Here is a 21,806-nt window from a genome sequence, read left to right as displayed (position 1 = left end):
CAATGTCAGAACGTGACCTGAAGCTGCAAGTGGTGTTTAACATGATAGAGCGCGTTACCGCGCCTCTAAAAAAAATCATGGGACAGTCCAGCGCCAGCGGCAAGGCCTTAAAAGCCCTGCGCGACAAACTCAAAGACCTGGACACCCAACAAAAACACATCTCAGGCTTCAGGCAACTGCATACCGGCTTGCGTGAGACTGGCGGGCGGCTCGATGCTGCCCGCCATAAAGTCAAAGAGCTGGCCGAACAGATGGCCGCCACCCAAAACCCCACGCGCACCATGACGCGGGAGTTTGACCGCGCCACCAAGGCCGCCAGGCTGATCAAAGAACAGCACCAGCGAGAAAGCCAGCAATTGCAAGTATTGCGCGACAAGCTGCACGCTGCAGGCGTCAGCACCAGCAATTTAAGCGGGCATGAGCGCAGCTTGCGCAACAGCATCACCAGCACCAACAGTCAGATAGACGCGCAAAAGCATAAGCTGGCCGAGCTGGCAAAGCGGCATGAACAAGTATCAGCCGCCAAGCAACGTATGGAAAAATCCCGCATGGCGGCCTCAAATGCCAAGTCAACAGGCTTTGACATGGTCATGACTGGCACCGCCATGAGCATGCCGGTAATCAAGTCCCTGGGCGAATCCAAGCACTTTGAAACCGAGATCCAGCGCATCCACGCCCTGGGCCTGGGTGCAAAAACCGCCGCCGACGCCATCCAGTACAGCCAGGCAATGAAGACTTACGGCACCAGCAGTTTAGAAAACTTGGAGCTGATGCGCGATTCGCTCACAGTCTTTGCAGACCTGCACCATGCACAAATGGTCTTGCCCACCCTGGCAAAAATGAAATTTGCCAATGCCGCCATGTATGGCGAGGAAGAAGGCGCAGAAAAAGGCCAGACCTTCATGAACATGCTCAAAGTCATCGAGCTGCGCGGCGGCCTTGCCAGCAAAGAAAAATTCGAGCATGAAGCCAACCTGGTGCAAAAGGTATTAACCGCCACGGGCGGCCGCGTAGGCCCCAATGAATGGCTGAACTTTATCAAGACCGGCGGCGTGGCGGCCAAGTCACTGCAGGACGAAGCTTTCTTTTACAAGATGGAACCGCTGATACAAGAAATGGGCGGCCACCGCGTTGGTACCGGGCTGATGTCTGCCTATTCCAATCTGTATCAGGGCAAGACCACGGTACGCGCCGCGCAAGAGATGGGTAGGCTGGATCTGCTCGATACCAGCAAGGTGGAATACAACAAAATAGGCATGATCAAGCAAATCAAGCCAGGCGCACTTGCCCGTGGTGATTTGCTCAAGTCTGACCCCATGGCGTGGCTGGAAACCGTCTTGCTGCCCAAGCTGGCCGCCAAGGGCATCACCGACCAGGAGCGCGTCAAAGACACCATTGCCACCATCATGACCAACCGCACGGCGTCTAACCTGTTCACGCAAATGTATTTGCAGCGCGAACAGATACACAAAAACGCCAGGTTAAACGCCGGTGCGGCAGATATAGACACCCTGGACAAAGGCGCAAAGACCACCGCCAAGGGGCAAGAGCTGGAAGCCCTGGCAAAACTGCGCAGCGCACAGAAAGAGATAGGCGAACAGGTTTTACCCATCTACAGCGCCGCCCTGCAAAAGCTGGCAAGCGGATTAAAAGCGGTTACCGCATTCATGCAAGAACACACCACCATCACCAAAGTGCTGACAGTGGGCTTTGCTGGCCTGGCTGCTTTCCTGGTCGTTATGGGCGGTGCAACGATTGTGCTTGCCACCTTGCTGGGGCCGCTGGCTTTGGTGCGCTTTGGTATGGTCATGCTGGGGCTGCGTGGCGGTCTTCTGGCTGGCACCTTTGGCCGGCTGGGTGCGGCGTTTGCCCGTATCGGGCCATTCATTGCCCGCGTTGGCGTCTGGCTGCGTGGCCTGTTACCTGCCTTGCGCATGGCTGGTAGCGCTGTAATGTGGCTGGGCCGTGTATTCCTGATCGCTGGCCGCTTCTTGCTCATGAACCCGATAGGCCTGGCAATCACGGCCATTGCCGGTGCGGCTTACCTGATTTACCGCAATTGGGACAAAGTGAGCGCCTTCTTCATGGGCGTATGGGGTGAAGTCAAACAAGCCTTTAATGGCGGTATGGGCAGCGTGGCTGCCCTGATACTGAACTGGAGCCCGTTAGGCTTGTTCCATCGTGCGCTTGCTGCTGTGCTGGGATATTTCGGCCTTGAGATACCCGCCAAATTTACCGAGTTTGGCAGCTTCATGATGCAAGGCCTGGTCAATGGCATCACCAGCGCGGCCAGCACCGTGCGCGACACCGTCAGCAGCATGGCGGATAACGTTGTCTCCTGGTTCAAAGAGAAATTAGGCATACACAGCCCCAGCGTGGTGTTTACCGAGCTGGGTGTATTCAGCATGCAAGGGCTGGCAAACGGCATTGCCAATGGTTCCACCATGCCATTGGACAAGCTGCAAGGTGTGACCAGGCAAATGACCGCCATCGGCACAGGCCTGGCATTTAGCGCGGCAATTAACCCGGCATTTGCCCAGGTGCCGCCACCAATGTTTAACCCCCAAGCCAACGCCCTGGTGCAGTTTGCAGCGCAACAGCCACAACCGCCACACCTGGCCGAGCCGATCAAGTTTGACCGACGCCCGCCGGTGCAGAACCAGAGCAACAACGCGGCCAGCGCAGGCAATAACACGGCACCAGCCGCTAGCAATATCCAGATTGTGATTAACCCGGCTGCTGGCATGGACCCGCAAGCAATTGCCAAGGCAGTAGCCGCCGAGCTGGACAGGCGCGAGCGCCAGCAGGCACAGCAGCGCCGGTCTGCCATGCATGACTATGACGAATCATAGGAAGGACACACCAAGATGATGATGAGTTTAGGCCAATTTGTATTCAGCCTGTCCACGGCCGCGTATCAGGAGTTCCAGCAACAAATCGAATGGAAGCACCCGAACACCAGCCGCGTGGGCGAGCGCGACGCGCACCAGTTTTTAGGCCCAGGTGACAACACCATCACCCTGTCTGGCTGGATGGCCCCGGCCTTTGCCGGTGACCCGGCGTCTTTGGATGACCTGGAAGAAATGGGCGATGCTGGTGACGCCTATGTGCTGGTGGAAGGCACCGGGCGCATATACGGGCAATTTCTGATCACCAACTTGACCAAGGGTAAAAACACCTTTCTGGATGATGGCATGCCGCAGAGGATAGATTTTTCTATTAGCTTAAAACGGGTTGACCTGGGCGACCAGGTGGACCCGCACGCAGGTGGCCCGGATCTGGGTGATGACGCTATCGAATGGGAAGAGGTAGATTTAGAATGAGCCACAACAAACCAGCCTTTGCTATTACCCTGGACGGCCAGGACATTACCAGCAAAATCTACCCGCGCCTGGTCAGTCTGACACTGACCGAGGCGAGAGAAAACGCCGTTGATGAATTGAACATCACCATAGACGATAGTGACGGCCGCGTGGCAATACCACGTAAAGGCGTCAAGATCACTTTGCAGCTAGGCTGGCAAGGCAGCCCAATGGTAGATAAAGGCAGCTTTGTGGTGGATGAAGTGGAACACGAAGGCGCGCCAGACATGCTGGTCCTGCGCGCCCGCAGTGCCGAGATGGCAAAGCCAGTACGCACCCGCAAAGACCGTAGTTTTGATCAAAAGACCGTGGCCGATATCGTGGGCCAGATTGCCAAGGACAATGGTTTAGCACCCAAGGTAAGCCAAAGCCTGCAGGGCGAGGTAATCAACCATATAGACCAGACCAATGAATCAGACATTAATTTCTTGAACCGGCTGGGCAAGCGCTTTGATGCGGTCGCCACCGTCAAAAAAGACGCCCTGCTATTCTTGCCCATTGATGAAGGCAGCAACAGCAAAGGCGAAAGCCTGCCCACCATCACCCTGGAACGCCGCGACGGCGACAAACACCGCTACCACACCGCCAGCCGCGACGCCTACAGCGGCGTGCGCGCCCAATGGCATGACCCCAACGACGCCAAAGAAAAAAGCGAACTGATAGGCGAAGACGACAACCCCAAACGCCTGCGCCACACCTACCCCAATCAGGAGGCGGCAGAGCAAGCAGCAAAAGCAGAAATGAACCGGGTAAAGCGTGGCAAAGCGACCTTGCAATTTACCCTGGCCTTGGGCAGGCCAGACATTACGCCCATGATGGGCGTGCGCATCCCCAGCTTAAAAGCACCTATCGGGGATACAAAATGGATCATCGTGAAAACCATGCATAGCGTGACGGCGCAAGGGTTTACTACGCAATTGGAGATGGAGAGCAAAAAATCCCAAGGCGGCGACACAGAAAATGCAAAAACTGAAGAAAATTAAGATGTGAAAATCTATCGCGTCCATTAGAATTAATGAAACATAATTAGTAATTAATTCTGGAGGTGATGTTCATGGCAGTTCCTAAAGTATTTGTTAGCTCGACTTGCTTTGACTTAGGTGAGATCCGTGAGCAGCTTAAAAAATTTATTCGCTCCTATGGGTTTGACCCTGTCTTGAGTGACAACGGTGACGTGTTTTACCATCCAGAACTACATACTCATGAATCCTGTGTACACGAGGTTTCGCATTGCCAATTATTCGTTCTCATTATCGGTGGCCGCTTTGGTGGCACCTACACAGCAAATAAAACCATCTCAATTACGAATGCAGAATACGAGGCGGCAAGACGCAACGATATTCCTATCTTCACTTACGTCAAAAGTAACGTGATGTCAGACAGGCATATATACGCTCAAAACAAGAAAAAAGATTTCGCATCAAAAATCGAGTTTCCTTCTATTGAGAAACAAGAACATGCCTTAGACATTTTTGGGTTTATTGACGAAGTGCATAAATCCATGAAGAACAATGCAATTGAAGGATTTCAAACTTTTCAAGATATTGAAGAACATCTTCGAAAACAATGGTCTGGAATGATCTTTGATTTATTAAAATCCCGTGAAGTCAAAGCACAAATTAGTACAGCAACTGCACTTATTGACAACATGAAATCATCTGGTGAACGGTTAGAGGAATTAGTTAAAAGCTTGTATATTTCCTCGAATAAAATAGCAGCGGAAAAAGAAATTGCGAAAATAGAGCAACGAGTAGACATCGAACGTTTTTTTGAGCACGTCTTACATCAAGAATGGATGTCATATGGAGATTTTCCTATAGATGCACGAAAAATAGATCTCACCACTGTTTCAAAAATTCACCCGAAAGATGAATCATATGTTGATTACCTCGTAAAGACTGAATTATTTGAGATCGATGTAACTTCAGATCCAGAAGATGAAGGCGATTTTAATCAATATTTAATATGTACTGCAATATTTGACGATAGTGGATCGTTTGGCATTGGACTTAAGGATGCGGAAGCTCAGCGATTATATGAGACAGGTCTGCGTAGCTCAACGCAAGAGCAAAGACTATTGGCTCTAAGCAAAATAATTTCAAAATATTCTCCTAAGAAGCAACGTCCGGATTTTAGATAAATTCTCATGCCTATTAAAAAAGCAAATCAGAGCATGAAAAATCCAAACTGGTCTAGAGACGAACTCATACTCGCGCTCGAACTCTATTTCCGGGTAAATCCAAATCACACATCTGACAGCAATCCAGAGATACAAGCCTTGAGCGAAATTTTAAATTCGCTGCCGATACATGCCACGACCTCACAGGTACAAGGTTTTAGAAACGCCAACGGCGTGTATATGAAGCTCTGCAATTACCTGCGGTTTGATCCTGATTACACAGGTACAGGACTTCAGCGAGGTGGGAAGTTAGAGAAAATAATTTGGGATGAATTTGCATCAAACAGAACTTTATTGACCCAGGCTGCGCATGCAATTATCGCTGGAGCCAAAACAATATCTAGGCCAGCAAGCATCGAAGAAGAAAAAGAAGAAAAATTAGATGAATTCCCGGAAGGCCGCATCATTACAAAAATGCACACGCGCCGTGAACGCAATGCAAAATTAATCAAGAAAAAGAAGGAAAGCGTGTTGAAGGCTACAGGCAAGCTAGCTTGTGAAGCCTGCGATTTTGACTTCATACGCTTTTATGGCCCGCTAGGCGATGGTTTTATAGAATGCCATCATCGCCGTGCACTATCAACTTTGGTTGAGTCTAAAAACACTAAGTTAGACGACCTGGCAATTGTTTGTGCCAATTGCCATCGCATGTTGCATCGAATCCGCCCTTGGAAAACCGTCGAAGAACTACGAGTCATAGTCACGTCTCAACGTAAGTAAAACCAACGCCACTATTTATTAATGACGTCGGACGAAAACTCGGAGTCAAATTAAAATGGCAGTTGATATAACATCAGATACTGCATTGTGCCTCAACATTCTTTGTCTTTTGTTATTGACCGCTTCTCGTGCCGCAAGAGCATAGTCTTCGGGCATGTTTTCAAGGAAAATTACCAATTCGTCTTTAATTTTCTTCATCTCGGATTTATTCAAATCATCAAACCATTCGGCACAAGCATCGAGTACGCAAATAAGAGTGAATGCATTTGATTTCGAAAACCAAAGAGAATTTTTAGCAAATTTAAATCCGAGAAATATTTTTGCAGCATTATTCAATCTTGCAACAGTAGTTGCTTGTGTTTCAAAGTCATTCGAATTTTGTTCAAGAAAAGATTCGAGCTGATCATTTCTATTGTAGTACCCCTCGGTTATAGTAGCCATTAAATTGAGTGTATATGCTAAATGGACTTGCCTTTGTATTTCATATCTTGAGAATATTGAAGACTCTACAATAAGCTCTAGAAAAGAAGATATATCTTGTTTGTTTCCCCAAGTTACAAACTCATTCGTTATATTTGGATTACTGTTACTGAGCCCCACATAGACATTACTAATTACTTTATCATCGTCATCGCCATTATCTCTTTGGAGCTCACCGCAAAGCAATTTCGCTACCAGCATATAGTCAGATGACCCATATTCTGTAGACATTTTCTCAATCGTAGACAACGCATAAAACGTTCGATTGAGGCGTTGAAAAATTTCAATAATTGCTGGATCGTCTTGAGAAAGATTAAGATCAATAATTGCAATTTCATACTGTAAAAATGTTTTTTGCAGATCTTCACCAAGCTCTGCATATGTCTTGCCATCAACGGTAAATTGATTATCAATGAATTCTTGAATGGTATTCATTCGCTGTTGACCATCAACAATACAGCTAGTCGATTTCATACTAATTACATCAATTGTGCCTCTTGACAGAAAAATTTCTGGGAATGGAAACCCCAACAAGATTGTTTTAATAAAATCTATTTTATGGGCAAGCCGCCATACTAACTTTCGTTGGAAATATGGAGACAAAATAATTGTTCCGCTACGTATATCGTTAACAATATCCACTAAATCACGAGACCTTACCTTATATTTAGTCATTTTATTCCTGCTTTATAAGTGTTGAGATTACGAACAAGACTATGCTCAAAGAAAACTGGGGAAAGATAAATGCCACAGTTAACGTCTCTAAAGCACGCGAGATGTTGTTGAGTTAAGTCTGAAAAAAATGAGAACCAATCTCTTCTTTTATCGCAAACTGGCATCAAATCTGGCCGAAACCATCCTTGAGCCAGGTTTTTCAAAAAAAAAGCTGGTACATCTTTGATCCTATTGCTGCGCTTGAATTTGGTTAAATCATTGTAGCCATTAGTTATTAAATACGACAATTCGCTGTATTTCCTAAACAATTGCTCATCAACAATCGCTAAATCTAAATCAGAATCTCCCTCACTGAATTCGGTGTTCTTATAAAGACTATGACCAGTTTGGGCAGAGCCTGAAACATAAATTGACTTAAAAGGCACTTGAAATTTTGATGCAACAGAATCAAAAATTTTAAATATTGGATCATCATGAATCAGGGAAATTGGAGAACGCCGGAAGTAAAATAGTCTCTTCACGATTTGTTCGTCACTATCGTTATTCTTCAGTGCAGCATTAATTTCTTTATCAAGCTCGCCCTTATATTTGGTCATGGCAAGCTCCTTCAATTGAGAAAATGGCATAGTTTTCCTTGGCAAGAGACAACGTTATAGCCTCACGATGTTTACTGGTCGACCTAGCATACACATCATAATTGCATTAAATGTGCCCTACTTCATTAAATCATTCTTAGCAACAGAGATAAATTGTTTCATGTGCTCTTCCACTATCGCTAGACTTAAATCTACGTGCTCAAACCACGTATTTTGACGTGGCAAGTTTTGACTTTTCGACTCATATCTTTCCAAAATTATTTGAGCTTCTTCAGAGAACATAAATGTGCCTATGTCTGCCGCCCGAAGAATTTCGTCGCGCCCTGCTGCCGCTTGTTGAAGCAATTTTGCATTTTGTTCTTCACTTAATTCACGCTTAAGATATTCGGCTTGCATGTGTTCTGCGTAGTATCTTTTTGAATGATGGAACGCCACGACAACCTTCTCATATGCTTGAATTTTTCTTTCCCACATTTCTTCCGAACGAAATTTATTCAAGGAAAGTCGTACTGTAAGTTGCGCACTAGCGGCAGCGATTACTATGCCGACCGCCGATTTTGACAAAAAATCTAATAATGTTGAATCTATGACTGACATAGCCGAATCCATTTCTTGATAACTAAATCATCGCAATCTCTCACGTTGAAGCGACCGCCACTGTGGTGCCTCATCGACTACTTGTACACATTCCTTGTACTGACCGTTTTTCATCTTGGCGACACTGCCGATTGAATGCTGGCTGTCGGCAATGTAGCAACTGTCTAATAAATGATTTTCTTCGTCAGGCTCAGCCAAAGTGGGTATAACAGTAATTTCTATTAGGGCGAAAAGTATTACGAAACATAGAGCCAGCAGGTATATTCGAGTATGCTTTGATATTCTTGGTCTTCTTTCCCCCACCTCGCATTGATCGCAATCTTGTACTACCTTCTTGTTGCAGATGATGTTGTGAATTGCTAGTGGGGCAGTCAAGGTGATATCGGTTCTTTCGCCTTCCGCCTGGACTTGTAACCTCGTTGGCTCCGCTTCTGAGCCAACATTGACATGAAGGTTAGTTGTAAATCGTGGTGCTTCGTTTAAATGCCCTAAGACTGCTTGGCCGACACTCACATCTGGCTCTGAAGCCGAGTTTGTGCCGGACATTACTCCTTTGAGTTCTTCGCACCAACCGTAAAATTAATTGGGCCGTGGACTGTTTGGTCGCCTTGTACGGCCTGTGTCACCGTTCCTGTAATGCTGTTTTGGTTTTTTGCGCCAGAACTAGCATTCATACCGTCGATTAAGGCAAGGACACCCGCCTTACCCCTGAGATCAAGCTTACGGTATCCACTTAGTATCTCATCTTCATCACTTGTTATTTTTTCTTTGGCATGTGAACCAGTCAGTACATAAAGCACATCCACGCCAAGCTCGGTGGCAACCAATGCTAAAAATTCAGCGTTCGGAACGAGCTTGCCCTGCTCCCAATCAATCTGAGAACGTTTCGACGCACCACCTGCAGCAGCAAAATCAATTTGGCTGTAGCCGAGTCTTTCCCGCTCTTCCTTGAGACGAGTTCCTATAATTTCACGCAATTCTGCACCCAATATTTGACAAGTGCGGTTTTTCGCACTATATTTGCAACATCCTGTAACTACTCTTAATAATACATTATGAGCCTGCCCTCTATTGCTAGTCGTGCGCCAAAAATTCCTTTGGCTCTCCCTCTCGCTTTGCGGCTGTCTGCTGAAGAAATGGCAAAGACAGACAAATACGCCGCCCAGGAAGTGCGTTCCCGTTCTGCTTTTGCGCGCATGGTTTATTTGCGCGGCCTGGCAGACTACGAACGTGAACTTGCCGAATCCAAATAAGCGAGGCCGCCATGTACGCAGATAAAAGACGCATCAAGACCAATAAAATGATGATCCGCTTTGATGACTATGAATTTGAGTTAATCAAAGCCATGGCCGCTTATCAGGGCGATCAACCTGCGGCATTTATGCGTGACCTGGTCTTGCGCGAAGCAATCGCTTTGCTGGGCGAGCAAGTCCCACAAATCTTATCTACAAAGTAATTACTTTGACAGACACCATCAGGCCATTTTGAAGTAGACGAAACAAGAAGATGCCTTCACTCGATACCGATTTCACGGACGCTGAATTAGAAATACTTGAAAAAGTGCGTGTTCAATGGGGGCTGCGTGACCTTGATGAAACGGCTGAATTTTTAGCCAAGCGGTTCTTGCGCCTGGGCATGCAGAGAATGACGGGCAGCGGCCGCGCAATGAATTTAGTTTCACTTGAAGATTTTGAAAGGACAACGGAATGAGAGTAATCGGTCTGCCATGCCCTCATTGCACGCAAGGTGTGCGCGCCATCAAAAGCCGCACGATGTCACCCATGTTTAAAGAAATCACTTACCGCTGCAATAACGTCGATTGCGGCCATGTGTTTGTGGCTGGCCTTGAGGTATTGCGCACCTTGTCTTTGTCTGCCACGCCTGACTATAAGGTCAGGATACCTATATCAAGGCATGCCAGGCAGGCTGCCTTGAATCAGTTGTCGCTGAACTTGGCTGTCGGATGACGCTGATCTAGCCGCCCTACCCTAACCCGTTTTTGATGAATGAACATGCCTGTTTTCAGGCGTGAGGGACTTTTTTTGCCTAAATTTTTTGGAGGCCACCATGCGTTTGACATTTGCAACCCGTTTTGTATTAGCGCGAGAGATACACAAGCTGCTGGCGTCATCCCGTCGCGGCCCAATGATGAGCCGTTTGTATAGCCGCAGCCTGATAGGGGAAGTTATCCACGATCTGGGCGGCCTTGCCGGGGAGTGGTGAGCATGCAACAGCCTGGTGATGATTTTACCCGCGACATTTTCAACAAGCCCGGCCGGGGCCGCCCACGCAAGCCCAACGCAAAGAGTGCAGCCCAGCGCGCCAAGGAATACCGCGACCGTCAGCGGGAACAGAAATTCAACTTCCTAAGGGGGCAGCGCAATGAGATTGCCTAATCAAGTGTACGTCGCCCTGATGGGCGCTATCAGCCTGGGCGTCACGGAAAACGAACGTCTGCAGGGCATTGCAGAGCGTTTGGAGGACGTGGAAGCCGAGCAGGAATATTCCCGCAATGTGCGGCTGCTGCAGGAAGGCCGCCAGTTGCTGATTGAAGAACAGCACAAATTTTCGTGACGCGTCACAAAAAATCATGGCTATTCCAGCAACCACAGACGACGAGCTGCGCAAGGTACATGCCGCCTTGCGCATCACGATCCCTTTTGAGCAATTACCACCACTAATGCGCCACAGCCTTGCCATGGTGGCGCATTGCTGGCGCGGCCGGGTGCCAGCGCACTTATTTGGCAGACCTACGGCCAAGCAGAAAGACCAGGCGCAGCCCGGCAAACAGCCAGTAAACGACTTTAAACGCCGTGCAAGCGGTGATTTTGATTGAATGACTATGAATACCACATCCTACCTTTTAGTTTTACCTGAGCGTGACCGCCAGCCCATTATCAAGATGATGACGATGCTGTATCCCAGCGAGTTGTACGCGCTAAGAGATTACCTTGACACCGCATCACAAGAACTAGATTCAAGCAAGCCCGGATACGAGGAAATCTGGGGCGGCTTATGCATGCTGAAGCACAGTATCAAGCACGCAATTATTGATATAGAAGCGGCGTCCGGCAACAAGGCGGGCGCGTAATGGATGAATCGCTTCGTCAAGAAATCTTGCAGCGCCTGGCTGAATTCAAGTTCAAGCCAGAACAAAACGGCATGCTGCGCGGGGGTATCTGCCCGGCCTGCCAGAAAAAAGAGCTGTATATCAATGCAGAGCACCCCTGGGTGATTCGCTGCGGCCGTCTGAACAATTGCGGTGAGACTAGGCACGTCAAAGACCTGTACCCGGATCTGTTTGATAACTGGTCTGAGCGTTACAAGCCCACACCAGAAAAGCCAAACCCGAACGCGGCAGCCGACGCATATATGCAGCATGGCCGTGGCTTTGCGCTGGCGAAGGTTCAGGGCATGTATACGCAGGAGTATTACTTTGACCAGGAGCTGAAGATAGGCAGTGCCACGGTGCGCTTTCCTTTTGGGAATGGCTATTGGGAAAGGATCATTGATCAGCCGTACCGCTTCGGCAAAAAGAAGGCGCACTTTAAGTATGGCTCGAAGTATTACGGTCAGTGGTGGAAGCCTGACCCGGTGGTCATTCAAGATAAAGCGGAATTGTGGCTGGTAGAGGGCGTTTTTGATGCGCTGGCGCTAATGCACCATGATATCCCTGCAGTTGCCCTGGGTAGTTGCAATAACTACCCAGAGGAGGCTTTGCGTAACCTGGCCGCCTCGCGTGGCAACATGGATTGCATACTAGTATGGGCGCTGGACGGCGACAATGCTGGGCGCAGCTACACCAAGAAGCATGTAGATAAAGCCAGGGCTGCAGGCTGGGAGTGTGCGGCGGCACAGATACCACAGGACGGCAAGAATAAGCTGGATTGGAATGATGCGCACCAGCGTGATGCGCTGTCTGAAAAAGATATAGAGGAATACCGTTATCACGGGGACTTGCTGCTGGCGAAATCCCCGGAGGAAAAGGCATTGCTGCGCTACAAGCATGACGGTGGCCAGACTGAGTTCTATTTTGATTTTGGTAACCGGCTGTTTTGGTTTCGCCTGGATCTGGAACGCTACAACAAGGCCAGGGAGCAGCAGGACAACAGCGAGGATTCAAAAACCTTGTCTGAGTATGCCTTGCGCGACCAGGCGCTGATGACATCAAGCACGGTCTATGAAATAGCCAACTGTTTGCCGAAAGCTTTGTATTTTCAGGAAAACCTGATCACTAACGAGAGCTGGTACTACTTCCGTGTGTCATTCCCGCATGACGGCAAACCGGTGAAGAACACGTTTACTGCATCTCAAATAGCATGCTCTGCGGAGTTTAATAAGCGCTTGCTGGGTATGGCTGGGGGCGCTATGTATAACGGCAGCAGCAACCAGTTAAAGCGGATTCTTGCGGACCAGCTTTACAACATCAAGCGCGTGGATACCATCGACTACATAGGTTACAGCCTTGAGCATGGCTGTTATGTGCTGGGTGATGTGGCGATGAAAGACGGCGTTTTGAATGAGGTGAACAGCGAGGATTTCTTTGATATCGGCAAGTTGTCGATCAAGTCTTTGAATAAGTCTGTCAATCTGACCATTAACCGCGACCGCAACGAATACCGTACAGACTGGCTTGACCTGATCTGGACGGCCTTTGGTGCCAAAGGCTTGGTGGCGCTTACTTTCTGGTTTGGGTCGCTGTTTGCGGAGCAGATCAGGTCTAAACAATCGTCTTACCCTTTCCTTGAGGTGGTGGGCGAAGCCGGGGCCGGTAAATCGACCTTGATTGAATTCTTGTGGAAGCTGTTCGGCCGTAACGGGTATGAGGGCTTCGACCCGGCAAAGTCTAGCCTTGCGGCGCGGGCGCGTAATTTTGGGCAGGTTTCTTGTTTGCCGGTGGTGTTGATTGAGTCTGACCGCGAACGCATGGGGGAAGACAAAAGCCATGTGAAGTCATTTGATTGGGACGAGCTGAAGACGGCATACAACGGCCGCAGCATGCGTGCCAGGGGCATGGCGACAGGCGGCAATGAGACATACGAGCCGCCTTTCCGTGGATCTATCGTGATATCGCAAAACAACCCGGTGAATGCATCTGAGGCGATTTTGTCGCGGATTGTGCATTTGTATTTTGACCGGTCGACGCAGACGGCGGCATCTGGCGAAGCGGCCGATAAGCTGAAGTATATGTCTGTGGAACAGGTTTCAGGCTTCATTCTGGCCGCTACCAAGCGCGAGAAAGCCATCATGGAGCTGGTGGGTACTAATACCCCTAAGTATCTAAAAGAACTGCGCCAAAACAAGAATATCAAGATGCCGCGCCTGGTAGAAACCCACGCGCAAATGCTGGCCCTGGCTGATGCCCTGGCGCTGGTGGTGAAGCTGCCTGAATCGCAGCAGGCCGCACTAAAAGCCCAGATCGTGACCATGGCCGAGGAACGCCAGCAGGTTATCAATAGTGACCATGTGCTGGTGCAGGAATTCTGGGAGGCCTTCGACTACCTGGACAACGGGGATATGTCGATCTTGAATCATTCCCGCGACCCCAACCTGATCGCAGTCAATCTTAACCATTTCCTGCAGGTGGCAACAGAGAAACGTCAGCAAGTGCCGCCATTACGCGATCTTAAAAAGGTACTGAAGACCAGCGCCCGACGCAAGTTTATCGAAGCTAACAAGCCTATCTACAGTCTTGTACGGAACACACAGTCACCAATCGCCACCCCGGCAACAACCGTTAGATGCTGGATTTTCCAGCGCGACAAATAACTATTGAAAGGACCGAATATGAGCTTTCGAGTCAAAGTAAAAACAGAGCTGGGCGAGTTTCAATACTTCGCCATCGCCCAGGAGGCCTGCGCGGTGTTTGATGCTGCCTATGATTTTTTTGGCGCTTGTGGCGTAACCGTCAAGCCCTGCAGAGGTGGCAAATGATTGTTGCTAAACATCGGATTTTGCAGGCTTATGCCATCACTTACGCACCTGGCAAGGCCAAAGCGGCCCGCTTTGATGAAGTTGCCCGGCTGCTGGGTATCGATGCTGAAACAGTGGCCGTAATCGTGAATGAAAACGTGGGGGTTCAGTGAAATGAGAACGGTGAAAATTACTTCATACATGAATGCGGATCAGGCCCAGGCTTTGGCGCAATTTTTTAAGCGTATCGGGTTCTCTGAATTTAAACAGCTTGCTGCCAATATCGATGAAGCCTATTTGATGCAGGAAGGTGCGCTGAAGGTTGCAGACGCCCTTGCTGATAATGGCTTCGCGCCACGTTGAGTGACATATGAGTTCAATTTTCGAAACCAGAGTGGACACTGAGACACTGACCAGCGATGAGCTGGCAAGTATCACTGGCTGCCCGCGCCGGCACGACCAGGTGACGTGGCTGGTAAATAATGGCTGGGTATATCACTTGAAACGTAACGGGGAACCAGTCGTGGGCCGCTTGTATGCCCGCTTGAAGCTGGCGGGCGTGAATCCTGCCAGTTTTGCCCCAGCTGCGCCTTGGGTGCCTGATTTTTCTAAATTATCTTGATTTTTACTATGAGACCAAAAACTACGTCGCGGGCATTGCCACCAAAAATGCTAAAACGAACTAAGAAGCTGAAGAGTGGCAAACTTTGGACAAGTTATTACTACAACGGGCGCGATGAAGTCGGTAAGCGATTGGAAATCCCTTTGGGTAAGGACTTGAACGAGGCCAAGCGAAAATGGGCTGAGCTGGAGTGCGTTGCTGCGCCGGTTGAAACTGGCCTGATGTGTCATATTTTTGACCGCTATGAGCGGTATATCTTGCCGGATAAGGCACGAAGCACGCAGAAAGACAATGCAGACTCAATACGACAATTGCGTAAAGTGTTCGACTCTGCGCCTATTGATGCTATTACGCCGCAAATGATTGCTGCTTATAGAGATGTGAGAACGGCGAAGATCCGCGCAAACAGGGAATTGGCGTTGTTGTCGCATATTTTCAACATTGCGCGAGAATGGGGTTATACCGCGCAAGAAAACCCTTGCCGTGGAGTGCGCAAGAATAAGGAGGAGCCCAGGGATTTTTACGCATCAAAGGATGTATGGGAGGCCGTATACGCCCTCGCCCCCTTCGAGTTACGTGATGCGATGGATATGGCTTATTTAACTGGACAACGACCAGGCGACGTGCTGCGCATGCTGGAGACGGATATCCATGACGGTGCACTGCATGTCAAACAAGGCAAAACCAAGAAGTTTTTACGGATCATGCTTGATATCAATGGCGTGCGTTCAGAGCTGGGCCTTGCCCTCGATCAGATTCTTGCCCGGCCGCACCGGATTAACAAATCTTACATTGTTACCACGGAACAGGATCAGCCGTTAAACAAATGGACTTTACGCTTGCGTTTTGAGAAGGCCAGGACGTCTGCAGCGGAAAAAGCCTGGCTTGAAGGAAATGAGCACCTTGCTGGAAAAATTGAAAAGTTTCAATTCAGGGATATCCGATCAAAAGCGGCCAGCGAAATCGCGAGTCTGCACGATGCCAGCAAATTGCTTGGGCATAATGACAAACAGATCACAGAAAAAGTGTATCGCCGTATCGGTGAAGAGGTCAAACCGACCCGATAAATACGGGGGTTGCGGAGATCGTCTCCGCAACTCAGGCCATTTTGCGTATTTTGAGGGCTTGGCGGCCTGGCAATAATAAATGCTGAAAATAAAAAAGCCCTTGATTATCAAGGGCTTTTTCGTATTCGTTGGCGGAAGCTGTGAGATTCGAACTCACGAAGGCTATAACACCTCGCCAGTTTTCAAGACTGGTGCATTCAACCGCTCTGCCAAGCTTCCGAGCCGGTGATTATACCCGGTTTATGTCCCTTCAACAAGACTCAAATTTTAGTACGGAAATTCAAATCCAGCAGGCTGATCAATTGTTCAGGGTTTACTGGCTTGGAATACAGATAGCCTTGCACTTCGTCACAGCCAGCTTTGATCAAAAAATCAAGCTGCTCTTGGGTTTCTACACCTTCTGCAATCACTTTGTGGTGTAGCTGTTTGGCCATGAGGACGATGGCGCTGGCGATGGCGCAGTCGTTGGGGTCAGCAGGGATGCTTTGTATGAATGATCGGTCGATTTTAAGCGTGTCAATAGGGAAACGTTTTAGGTACGACAAGCTGGAATAGCCGGTACCAAAATCATCCAGTGCCAGTACGACATCTTGCGCGGTGATTTGCTCCATGATGGCAATGACGCTTTCCGAGCTATGCATGAGCATACCTTCGGTAATTTCCAGTTCCAGCCATTGGGGTGATATCTGGTGGCGTTGTAGTGCCTCTTTGACGCGCACTGGCAAGTTGTTGGTAAATTCACGCGCCGATACATTAACAGCAATGCGGAAAGGCGCAATACCGCTGTCTTGCCAGGCTTTGGCCTGGGCGCAGGCAGTGTCCAGTACCCATTCATCAATTTGCAGGATCAGGCCGGTTTCTTCAGCAACAGGGATAAATTCTACCGGTGAGATGAAACCTTTTTCTGGATGTTGCCAGCGTAGCAGCGCTTCGGCACCGATGATTTTTCCACTGACCAGGTCTACCTTGGGTTGATACACGAGATAAAATTCGTGGTTTTCCAATGCTTTGCGCATGGCAGATTCCAGGTACAGTCTGCTAGCGCTGCTCTGGTTCATGCTGTCGCTATAAAATAAAAAGCTGCCAGATACATTGCCAGCGCTACGTTTGGCTTTCACCATGGCGATATCGGCTTTTTGTAGCAAGGCATCGGCACCGCTGCCATCTTGCGGAAAGACGCTAATGCCTATGCTGGCCCCTACCCTCAGCTCATGTTCATCCATTACAAATGCGTTTTCCAGCGCCTGCAACAGCTTTTGCACCACCAGACTGGCCTGAAAATGCTGGTTAATATCCAATAAGGCTATCGCAAATTCATCACCGCCCAAGCGGGCAACGACATCGTTTTCGCGTAAGGTAGTCAAAAACCGTGAGGCGACCTGCCGCAACAGTTCATTACCTATTTCATGGCCCAGGGTGTCATTGATGAGTTTAAAGCGGTTCAGGTCAATAAATATGATGGCGGCACCGGTATTGTTGCGCTGTGACTGCAACAGGGCATTGTCAACCAACTGTTTGAACAAACTGCGGTTGGGCAGGCTAGTCAAGGCGTCGTAATAGGCGAGGTAATTGATTTTATCTTCGGCTTCTTTGCGCTCGGTAATGTCGCTTAAATAGCCAATAATACCTATGGGCATGCCATGGGTATCACACAAAGGTGAGAGGCTGAGGCTGGCCCAGAACACTTCACCGGATTTCTTTTTGCGACGCACTTCCATCTCGCGTCCGCCCTGCTCCAGAAAGCTGTCATACAGCTTTAAGCCGTCGATGTCTTCATCTTCGTACAGGAAGAGAATATTCTTGCCGATGACTTCTTGGGCATCATAACCAAACAGTTTTTCTGCGCCACGGTTCCAACTGATGATGAAACCTGCCAGATCCATGGTGATGACGGATTCGTGAATCTGATCGAGTATCTGGGTTTGTTGTAGTTGTGCCTGGGCGGATGCCTGGTATTGCTTGTCCAGCAAGGCGCGGCGAGAAAACAGTCTGGCCGTCAGCGCGGCCAACATGTTCAGTTTTTGTATGTCGGCTTCATTGATACGTCCCATTTTGCCGGAAAGCACGTAGTAACTTTCGGCCGTAGCAGCGCAATGCACTGCATTCTGTATCTGCCCGGGGTTGGGCAAGCCGCGTTTGAAGGCTGCATTGGTATCGCTAAACACGCTACTGACAATGCGATTCAATTCTGCATCCAGCGCTTCACCTTGCAGGCACAATACGGCCTCGCTGAGGCTGACGCCAATTTCCAGTTCATTGATTGCAGGCGACATGCTCATGGTCACATGTCCTGGCAAACCTGGTTAACCCAAGCATAGGCAGCGATTACGCAGTCATAGTACTCGTTCGGTTTGAGGCCGATTTCCTCCATCAGGGTCATGTCAAAATTGGCATATGCACGGTCGGCACGCTCTACCAGATCCAGGCATTTGCCGAGTTGCCCGGATTTGTGCAGCAAGGCATCGAGTACATCAGCGTTTAAATTCAGCGGCTGCAAAACTTCGGACAAAGGGGTGCCAAACAGTTTATCCAGCAATGAGAACATGCCGACCATGAAGGCGCAATCCAACTGGTCTTTATTGCCGCCCTGCTTGTGGCAAATGGCTTCCATCAGGCCAGCGCGAAAGGCTGCGCGTGGCATCAGCGGGTTTAAGCCGCCGGTATTATCATGCTGGTGCGCATACAACAGCAATTGCAGCCACCTTTGCAACTGCCGCCTGCCCAGGAGGTTGATGGCCTGACCAAAACTGGATACCCGCACGGTTTGTGCAAAGGCTGCCGAACTGACCATTTTAAATAGCATGAAAGACAGGGTTGTATCCTGCTTGAAAAGTTCTTCCAGTTCACGTGATTCTGCATCCCTGGCGACCAGGCCCAAGAGTTTCAGCAAGCGTGTTCTGGCACCGACATCGGCTGATTTATTACTGGCAGGTGGATTAAACGCATAATCACCAGAAAACCATTTAAAACCGGCTTCAATAGCCTTTTCCAGTATGGTTGTACTTGAGAGGTTCTTTGCCAGATGTGTGCCACCATGCAGGCGCACCAGCCAAGGTTTAATCTGAATTGGTATGTCAGCACTGCAATCAACAGCAACAACCTTGGTGTCTTCCCAGGCCGGTTCGTAACCGGCATTAAAATCGTCGAGCAATACCGTAACACCCAGTGAACCAAAATGCTTTAAGCGGAGTTGTATCTCTTTATCACTGGCATGGGCTTCAGGTATGCAAAGCTTGATCTTTGTGGTGGGCAGGCGTGTATCCAGGTCAGTGGGGATCTGGGCGACATCACTGACCTTGACCAACATTGAAATGGGGGTTAGTTTTGAAAAAAAATCGCTCTCGTTCAAAAACTGAAGAATAGAAAATACTTCTCCCACAGGCATGTCGCCAAAATCAGCCTGCAATGCCTGCAGTTGCTGTTTGCCGTTCACGATTGGCAAAAATGTGCCAATTCCCAAGTTTTTTGTCATAGGTGGAAAGAGCAATTTGGATCAAAATTGTTACAGATATTAATTTGAGACTTTACCAATTGCAACACAATTTAATGCAATACATGAGGTATTTTGAAGATTATCGGCAAGAATGACTCTTTACTTTAAAAGCTGAGCCAGAACTTGCCTGTTTTTTGATCAGGTGCAGCAAAAATCTTCTATCACAAGACAAAACGTGAGCGTCTGTTAAAAAATGAATCACTGTCATGCCAAATGACAGGTAGCGCGTTGGCAGAATGACGAATGTCTTTACACTGACTTCAAAAAAATCTGTTGCAGGTCGTTCAGAAAAAGTTTGCCCAAAGGCGTGGGTGAGATAGTCTGGTGATCCCGGTACAGCAAGCCTTTCTTTTCAGCTTCGCGTAACTCGCTCTCGATGGTGTTGAGCAACATGCCAGTGCGTTCCTGAAAAAGGTTGACGTTAAACCCGCTTTGCAGGCGCAGGGCATTCAGCATGAATTCAAACCCCATTTCATCTGCCTGGATTTCTGCAGATTCCTGCACGGCGTTACCACTGGCCACGGCATCCATATATGCTTTGGGTTGTTTATAACGTGCTTGCCTGACGACGCGATGGGGAAATGACAGTTTGGAATGTGCACCCGCCCCTATGCCCAGGTAGTCGCCAAAGTTCCAGTAATTCAGGTTATGCCGCGATTCACGTTTTGTTTGTGCATAAGCAGACACCTCATAATTGCCGTAGCCTGCTGCTGCCATATTGGCATGGATGAGATCTTGCATTTCAGCACTGAGGTCGTCGTCGGGTATGGCTGGTGGATATTTGGCGAAATAGGTATTTGGTTCCAGCGTCAGATGATATAGGGACAGATGCGGTGGCGCAAAGGCGATGGCAGTTTCCACATCCTGCCTGACTTCTTCCAGGGTCTGGCCGGGCAAGGCAAACATCAGATCAAGATTGAAATTGTCAAAATTTGTACTGGCGATATCTATGGCACGGCGCGCTTCATCACCGTCATGAATGCGGCCCAGTGTTGCCAGGTGCTGGGAATTAAAGCTTTGTATCCCAACTGAGAGGCGGTTGATGCCGCTTTGACGGTAGGAGCGGAATTTTTCTGCCTCGAAAGTGCCTGGATTGGCTTCCATGGTTATTTCAGCGGCGCCATCCAGCGGCAATAAGGTACGCACGTCGGATAACAACCTGTCCAGCCCGGCTGCAGACATCAGGCTGGGGGTACCGCCACCGATAAATATGGTGTATATCTTGCGCCCCCAGATTAAGGGTAAAGCCATTTCAAGATCAGCCCGCAGGGCATCCAGATACGCCTGTTCGTCAAAGCTGCTACGCACTTCATGCGAATTGAAATCGCAGTAAGGGCATTTTTTGACGCACCATGGAAAATGAATATACAGCGACAGCGGCGGCAATTGCGTCAGATTAAGGCTGCCTGGCGACAAGTATTGACTTGCCACATTCTGCGGCAACGCCGACAAATCGCGCTTGCCTGGTTGAACTACGGGTGTTGCCGGAATAGGCTTGATCGGTATCATCTGAGTTTTTCAACCAGGGCACGCAAAGCCTGCCCACGATGGGATAACTGATTTTTTTGCTCTGCCGACAGTTCGGCCACGGTTTTGCCAAGGCTGGGCAAGAAAAAATGAGGGTCATAACCAAAACCGTTTTCGCCTCTGGCGTCGGCAATCAACTCACCGGACCAGACACCATCAGCAATCACCGGCTGCGGATCAAATTCAGACCGCACAAAGACCAGTACACAATAATAATAGGCTGACTTGTCGATAATGCCAGCCAAATCAGCAATCAGCTTTTGATTATTTCTGAGATCGGACTTGGGTTCGCCTGCATAACGGGCAGAAATAACACCTGGTGCACCGTTGAGGGCATTCACGCAGATACCGGAATCATCTGCCAATGCAGGCAAACCTGTCAGGCGGGATGCATGCCTGGCCTTGGTCAGGGCATTTTCTATGAAGCTGGGATACGGTTCTTCTGCTTCAGGTACTTGAAATTCAGATTGTGAACATAGCGTAATACCCAGCGGAGCAAGTATCTGGTAAAACTCTTTCAACTTGCCCTGATTATTCGATGCCAGGACGATTTTTTTGTTCATATACTGGCCTCT

Annotated in this window: 29 protein-coding genes and 1 tRNA gene; 20 read left to right on the top strand and 10 right to left on the bottom strand. The window is 48.9% G+C overall.

Annotation, left to right across the window (positions count from 1 at the left end; all coding sequences use genetic code 11):
* Nucleotides 1-2 precede the first annotated feature (2 nt).
* From AC1RVX_RS17315 to AC1RVX_RS17295, 5 genes are all read left to right on the top strand, one after another.
* Entirely contained in the window at nt 3-2,852 is a 2,850-nt protein-coding gene (locus AC1RVX_RS17315) for a phage tail tape measure protein (protein WP_493217832.1), read from the top strand.
* 15 nt (nt 2,853-2,867) lie between these two features.
* The gene (locus AC1RVX_RS17310; RefSeq protein ID WP_493217831.1) at nt 2,868-3,323 is read left to right on the top strand and encodes a phage tail protein; all 456 of its coding nucleotides are present in this window, start codon (nt 2,868-2,870) and stop codon (nt 3,321-3,323) included.
* Nucleotides 3,320-4,345 carry a contractile injection system protein, VgrG/Pvc8 family gene (locus tag AC1RVX_RS17305; RefSeq protein WP_493217830.1) on the top strand — a complete coding sequence of 342 codons (1,026 nt, stop codon included), beginning with the start codon at nt 3,320-3,322 and terminating at the stop codon, nt 4,343-4,345. Before AC1RVX_RS17310 ends, AC1RVX_RS17305 begins: the two co-directional genes overlap by 4 nt.
* Before the next feature lie 71 nt (nt 4,346-4,416).
* Complete coding sequence (locus AC1RVX_RS17300; RefSeq protein ID WP_493217829.1) at nt 4,417-5,502, top strand: DUF4062 domain-containing protein; 1,086 nt, start codon at nt 4,417-4,419, stop codon at nt 5,500-5,502.
* 33 nt (nt 5,503-5,535) lie between these two features.
* A complete protein-coding gene (locus AC1RVX_RS17295) occupies nt 5,536-6,261 on the top strand; it encodes an HNH endonuclease (protein WP_493217828.1) in 726 nt (241 codons plus the stop codon).
* Between the two features lie 45 nt (nt 6,262-6,306).
* On the opposite strand, the gene AC1RVX_RS17290 is transcribed toward AC1RVX_RS17295, so the two are convergent.
* The 5 genes from AC1RVX_RS17290 to AC1RVX_RS17270 form a co-directional block, all read right to left on the bottom strand.
* Nucleotides 6,307-7,416, bottom strand: a complete 1,110-nt coding sequence (locus tag AC1RVX_RS17290) for a DUF262 domain-containing protein (RefSeq protein ID WP_493217827.1) — start codon at nt 7,414-7,416, stop codon at nt 6,307-6,309.
* Nucleotides 7,413-8,042, bottom strand: a complete 630-nt coding sequence (locus AC1RVX_RS17285) for a hypothetical protein (RefSeq protein ID WP_493217826.1) — start codon at nt 8,040-8,042, stop codon at nt 7,413-7,415. The genes AC1RVX_RS17290 and AC1RVX_RS17285 overlap by 4 nt, the downstream gene beginning before the upstream one ends.
* An 87-nt stretch (nt 8,043-8,129) precedes the next feature.
* The gene (locus tag AC1RVX_RS17280) at nt 8,130-8,609 is read right to left on the bottom strand and encodes a hypothetical protein (RefSeq protein WP_493217825.1); all 480 of its coding nucleotides are present in this window, start codon (nt 8,607-8,609) and stop codon (nt 8,130-8,132) included.
* Nucleotides 8,610-8,636: 27 nt separating this feature from the next.
* Entirely contained in the window at nt 8,637-9,155 is a 519-nt protein-coding gene (locus AC1RVX_RS17275; protein ID WP_493217824.1) for a hypothetical protein, read from the bottom strand.
* Nucleotides 9,155-9,586 carry a helix-turn-helix domain-containing protein gene (locus AC1RVX_RS17270; protein ID WP_493217823.1) on the bottom strand — a complete coding sequence of 144 codons (432 nt, stop codon included), beginning with the start codon at nt 9,584-9,586 and terminating at the stop codon, nt 9,155-9,157. The genes AC1RVX_RS17275 and AC1RVX_RS17270 overlap by 1 nt, the downstream gene beginning before the upstream one ends.
* Nucleotides 9,587-9,664: 78 nt before the next feature.
* Between AC1RVX_RS17270 and AC1RVX_RS17265 the strand changes: the two genes are divergently transcribed.
* From AC1RVX_RS17265 to AC1RVX_RS17195, 15 genes are all read left to right on the top strand, one after another.
* Nucleotides 9,665-9,862: a hypothetical protein gene (locus AC1RVX_RS17265; RefSeq protein ID WP_423026285.1), complete on the top strand. Its 198-nt coding sequence runs from the start codon at nt 9,665-9,667 to the stop codon at nt 9,860-9,862.
* An 11-nt stretch (nt 9,863-9,873) separates the two neighbouring features.
* Nucleotides 9,874-10,065, top strand: coding sequence for a hypothetical protein (locus AC1RVX_RS17260; protein WP_305261848.1), 192 nt, complete (start codon nt 9,874-9,876; stop codon nt 10,063-10,065).
* Between the two features lie 50 nt (nt 10,066-10,115).
* Nucleotides 10,116-10,319 carry a hypothetical protein gene (locus AC1RVX_RS17255; protein WP_493217822.1) on the top strand — a complete coding sequence of 68 codons (204 nt, stop codon included), beginning with the start codon at nt 10,116-10,118 and terminating at the stop codon, nt 10,317-10,319.
* Nucleotides 10,316-10,576, top strand: coding sequence for an Ogr/Delta-like zinc finger protein (locus tag AC1RVX_RS17250; RefSeq protein ID WP_493217821.1), 261 nt, complete (start codon nt 10,316-10,318; stop codon nt 10,574-10,576). Before AC1RVX_RS17255 ends, AC1RVX_RS17250 begins: the two co-directional genes overlap by 4 nt.
* Nucleotides 10,577-10,676: 100 nt before the next feature.
* Nucleotides 10,677-10,832, top strand: a complete 156-nt coding sequence (locus AC1RVX_RS17245) for a hypothetical protein (protein ID WP_493217820.1) — start codon at nt 10,677-10,679, stop codon at nt 10,830-10,832.
* Between the two features lie 2 nt (nt 10,833-10,834).
* Complete coding sequence (locus AC1RVX_RS17240; RefSeq protein WP_422951375.1) at nt 10,835-11,005, top strand: hypothetical protein; 171 nt, start codon at nt 10,835-10,837, stop codon at nt 11,003-11,005.
* Nucleotides 10,992-11,183, top strand: a complete 192-nt coding sequence (locus tag AC1RVX_RS17235; RefSeq protein ID WP_493217819.1) for a hypothetical protein — start codon at nt 10,992-10,994, stop codon at nt 11,181-11,183. The genes AC1RVX_RS17240 and AC1RVX_RS17235 overlap by 14 nt, the downstream gene beginning before the upstream one ends.
* Before the next feature lie 16 nt (nt 11,184-11,199).
* The gene (locus AC1RVX_RS17230; RefSeq protein ID WP_493217818.1) at nt 11,200-11,445 is read left to right on the top strand and encodes a hypothetical protein; all 246 of its coding nucleotides are present in this window, start codon (nt 11,200-11,202) and stop codon (nt 11,443-11,445) included.
* A gap of 6 nt (nt 11,446-11,451) precedes the next feature.
* Complete coding sequence (locus AC1RVX_RS17225; RefSeq protein WP_493217817.1) at nt 11,452-11,700, top strand: hypothetical protein; 249 nt, start codon at nt 11,452-11,454, stop codon at nt 11,698-11,700.
* Nucleotides 11,700-14,378 carry a toprim domain-containing protein gene (locus tag AC1RVX_RS17220; RefSeq protein ID WP_493217816.1) on the top strand — a complete coding sequence of 893 codons (2,679 nt, stop codon included), beginning with the start codon at nt 11,700-11,702 and terminating at the stop codon, nt 14,376-14,378. Before AC1RVX_RS17225 ends, AC1RVX_RS17220 begins: the two co-directional genes overlap by 1 nt.
* 18 nt (nt 14,379-14,396) lie before the next feature.
* Nucleotides 14,397-14,543: a hypothetical protein gene (locus tag AC1RVX_RS17215; RefSeq protein WP_493217815.1), complete on the top strand. Its 147-nt coding sequence runs from the start codon at nt 14,397-14,399 to the stop codon at nt 14,541-14,543.
* A complete protein-coding gene (locus AC1RVX_RS17210; RefSeq protein ID WP_493217814.1) occupies nt 14,540-14,695 on the top strand; it encodes a hypothetical protein in 156 nt (51 codons plus the stop codon). Before AC1RVX_RS17215 ends, AC1RVX_RS17210 begins: the two co-directional genes overlap by 4 nt.
* Nucleotides 14,696-14,705: 10 nt before the next feature.
* On the top strand, nt 14,706-14,885 hold the full coding sequence (locus AC1RVX_RS17205) for a DUF7706 family protein (protein ID WP_493217813.1): 180 nt from the start codon (nt 14,706-14,708) through the stop codon (nt 14,883-14,885).
* Between the two features lie 7 nt (nt 14,886-14,892).
* The gene (locus AC1RVX_RS17200; RefSeq protein ID WP_423026305.1) at nt 14,893-15,144 is read left to right on the top strand and encodes a DUF4224 domain-containing protein; all 252 of its coding nucleotides are present in this window, start codon (nt 14,893-14,895) and stop codon (nt 15,142-15,144) included.
* Between the two features lie 8 nt (nt 15,145-15,152).
* A complete protein-coding gene (locus AC1RVX_RS17195) occupies nt 15,153-16,211 on the top strand; it encodes a tyrosine-type recombinase/integrase (protein ID WP_493217812.1) in 1,059 nt (352 codons plus the stop codon).
* Between the two features lie 129 nt (nt 16,212-16,340).
* On the opposite strand, the gene AC1RVX_RS17190 is transcribed toward AC1RVX_RS17195, so the two are convergent.
* From AC1RVX_RS17190 to rdgB, 5 genes are all read right to left on the bottom strand, one after another.
* A tRNA-Ser gene (locus AC1RVX_RS17190) sits at nt 16,341-16,430 on the bottom strand.
* A gap of 41 nt (nt 16,431-16,471) precedes the next feature.
* The gene (locus tag AC1RVX_RS17185) at nt 16,472-18,490 is read right to left on the bottom strand and encodes a putative bifunctional diguanylate cyclase/phosphodiesterase (protein WP_493217811.1); all 2,019 of its coding nucleotides are present in this window, start codon (nt 18,488-18,490) and stop codon (nt 16,472-16,474) included.
* 2 nt (nt 18,491-18,492) lie between these two features.
* Complete coding sequence (locus AC1RVX_RS17180) at nt 18,493-19,644, bottom strand: EAL and HDOD domain-containing protein (protein WP_493217954.1); 1,152 nt, start codon at nt 19,642-19,644, stop codon at nt 18,493-18,495.
* Nucleotides 19,645-19,953: 309 nt separating this feature from the next.
* Nucleotides 19,954-21,213 carry a radical SAM family heme chaperone HemW gene (gene hemW / locus AC1RVX_RS17175; protein ID WP_493217810.1) on the bottom strand — a complete coding sequence of 420 codons (1,260 nt, stop codon included), beginning with the start codon at nt 21,211-21,213 and terminating at the stop codon, nt 19,954-19,956.
* Nucleotides 21,210-21,794 carry an RdgB/HAM1 family non-canonical purine NTP pyrophosphatase gene (rdgB, locus tag AC1RVX_RS17170; protein ID WP_493217809.1) on the bottom strand — a complete coding sequence of 195 codons (585 nt, stop codon included), beginning with the start codon at nt 21,792-21,794 and terminating at the stop codon, nt 21,210-21,212. The genes hemW and rdgB overlap by 4 nt, the downstream gene beginning before the upstream one ends.
* Nucleotides 21,795-21,806 lie beyond the last annotated feature (12 nt).

The sequence above is a fragment of the Undibacterium sp. GW821-FHT11B02 genome, assembly GCF_058808955.1.
Note: the sequence above shows the minus strand (reverse complement) of the source record. Positions and strands in the feature narration are given on the sequence as shown.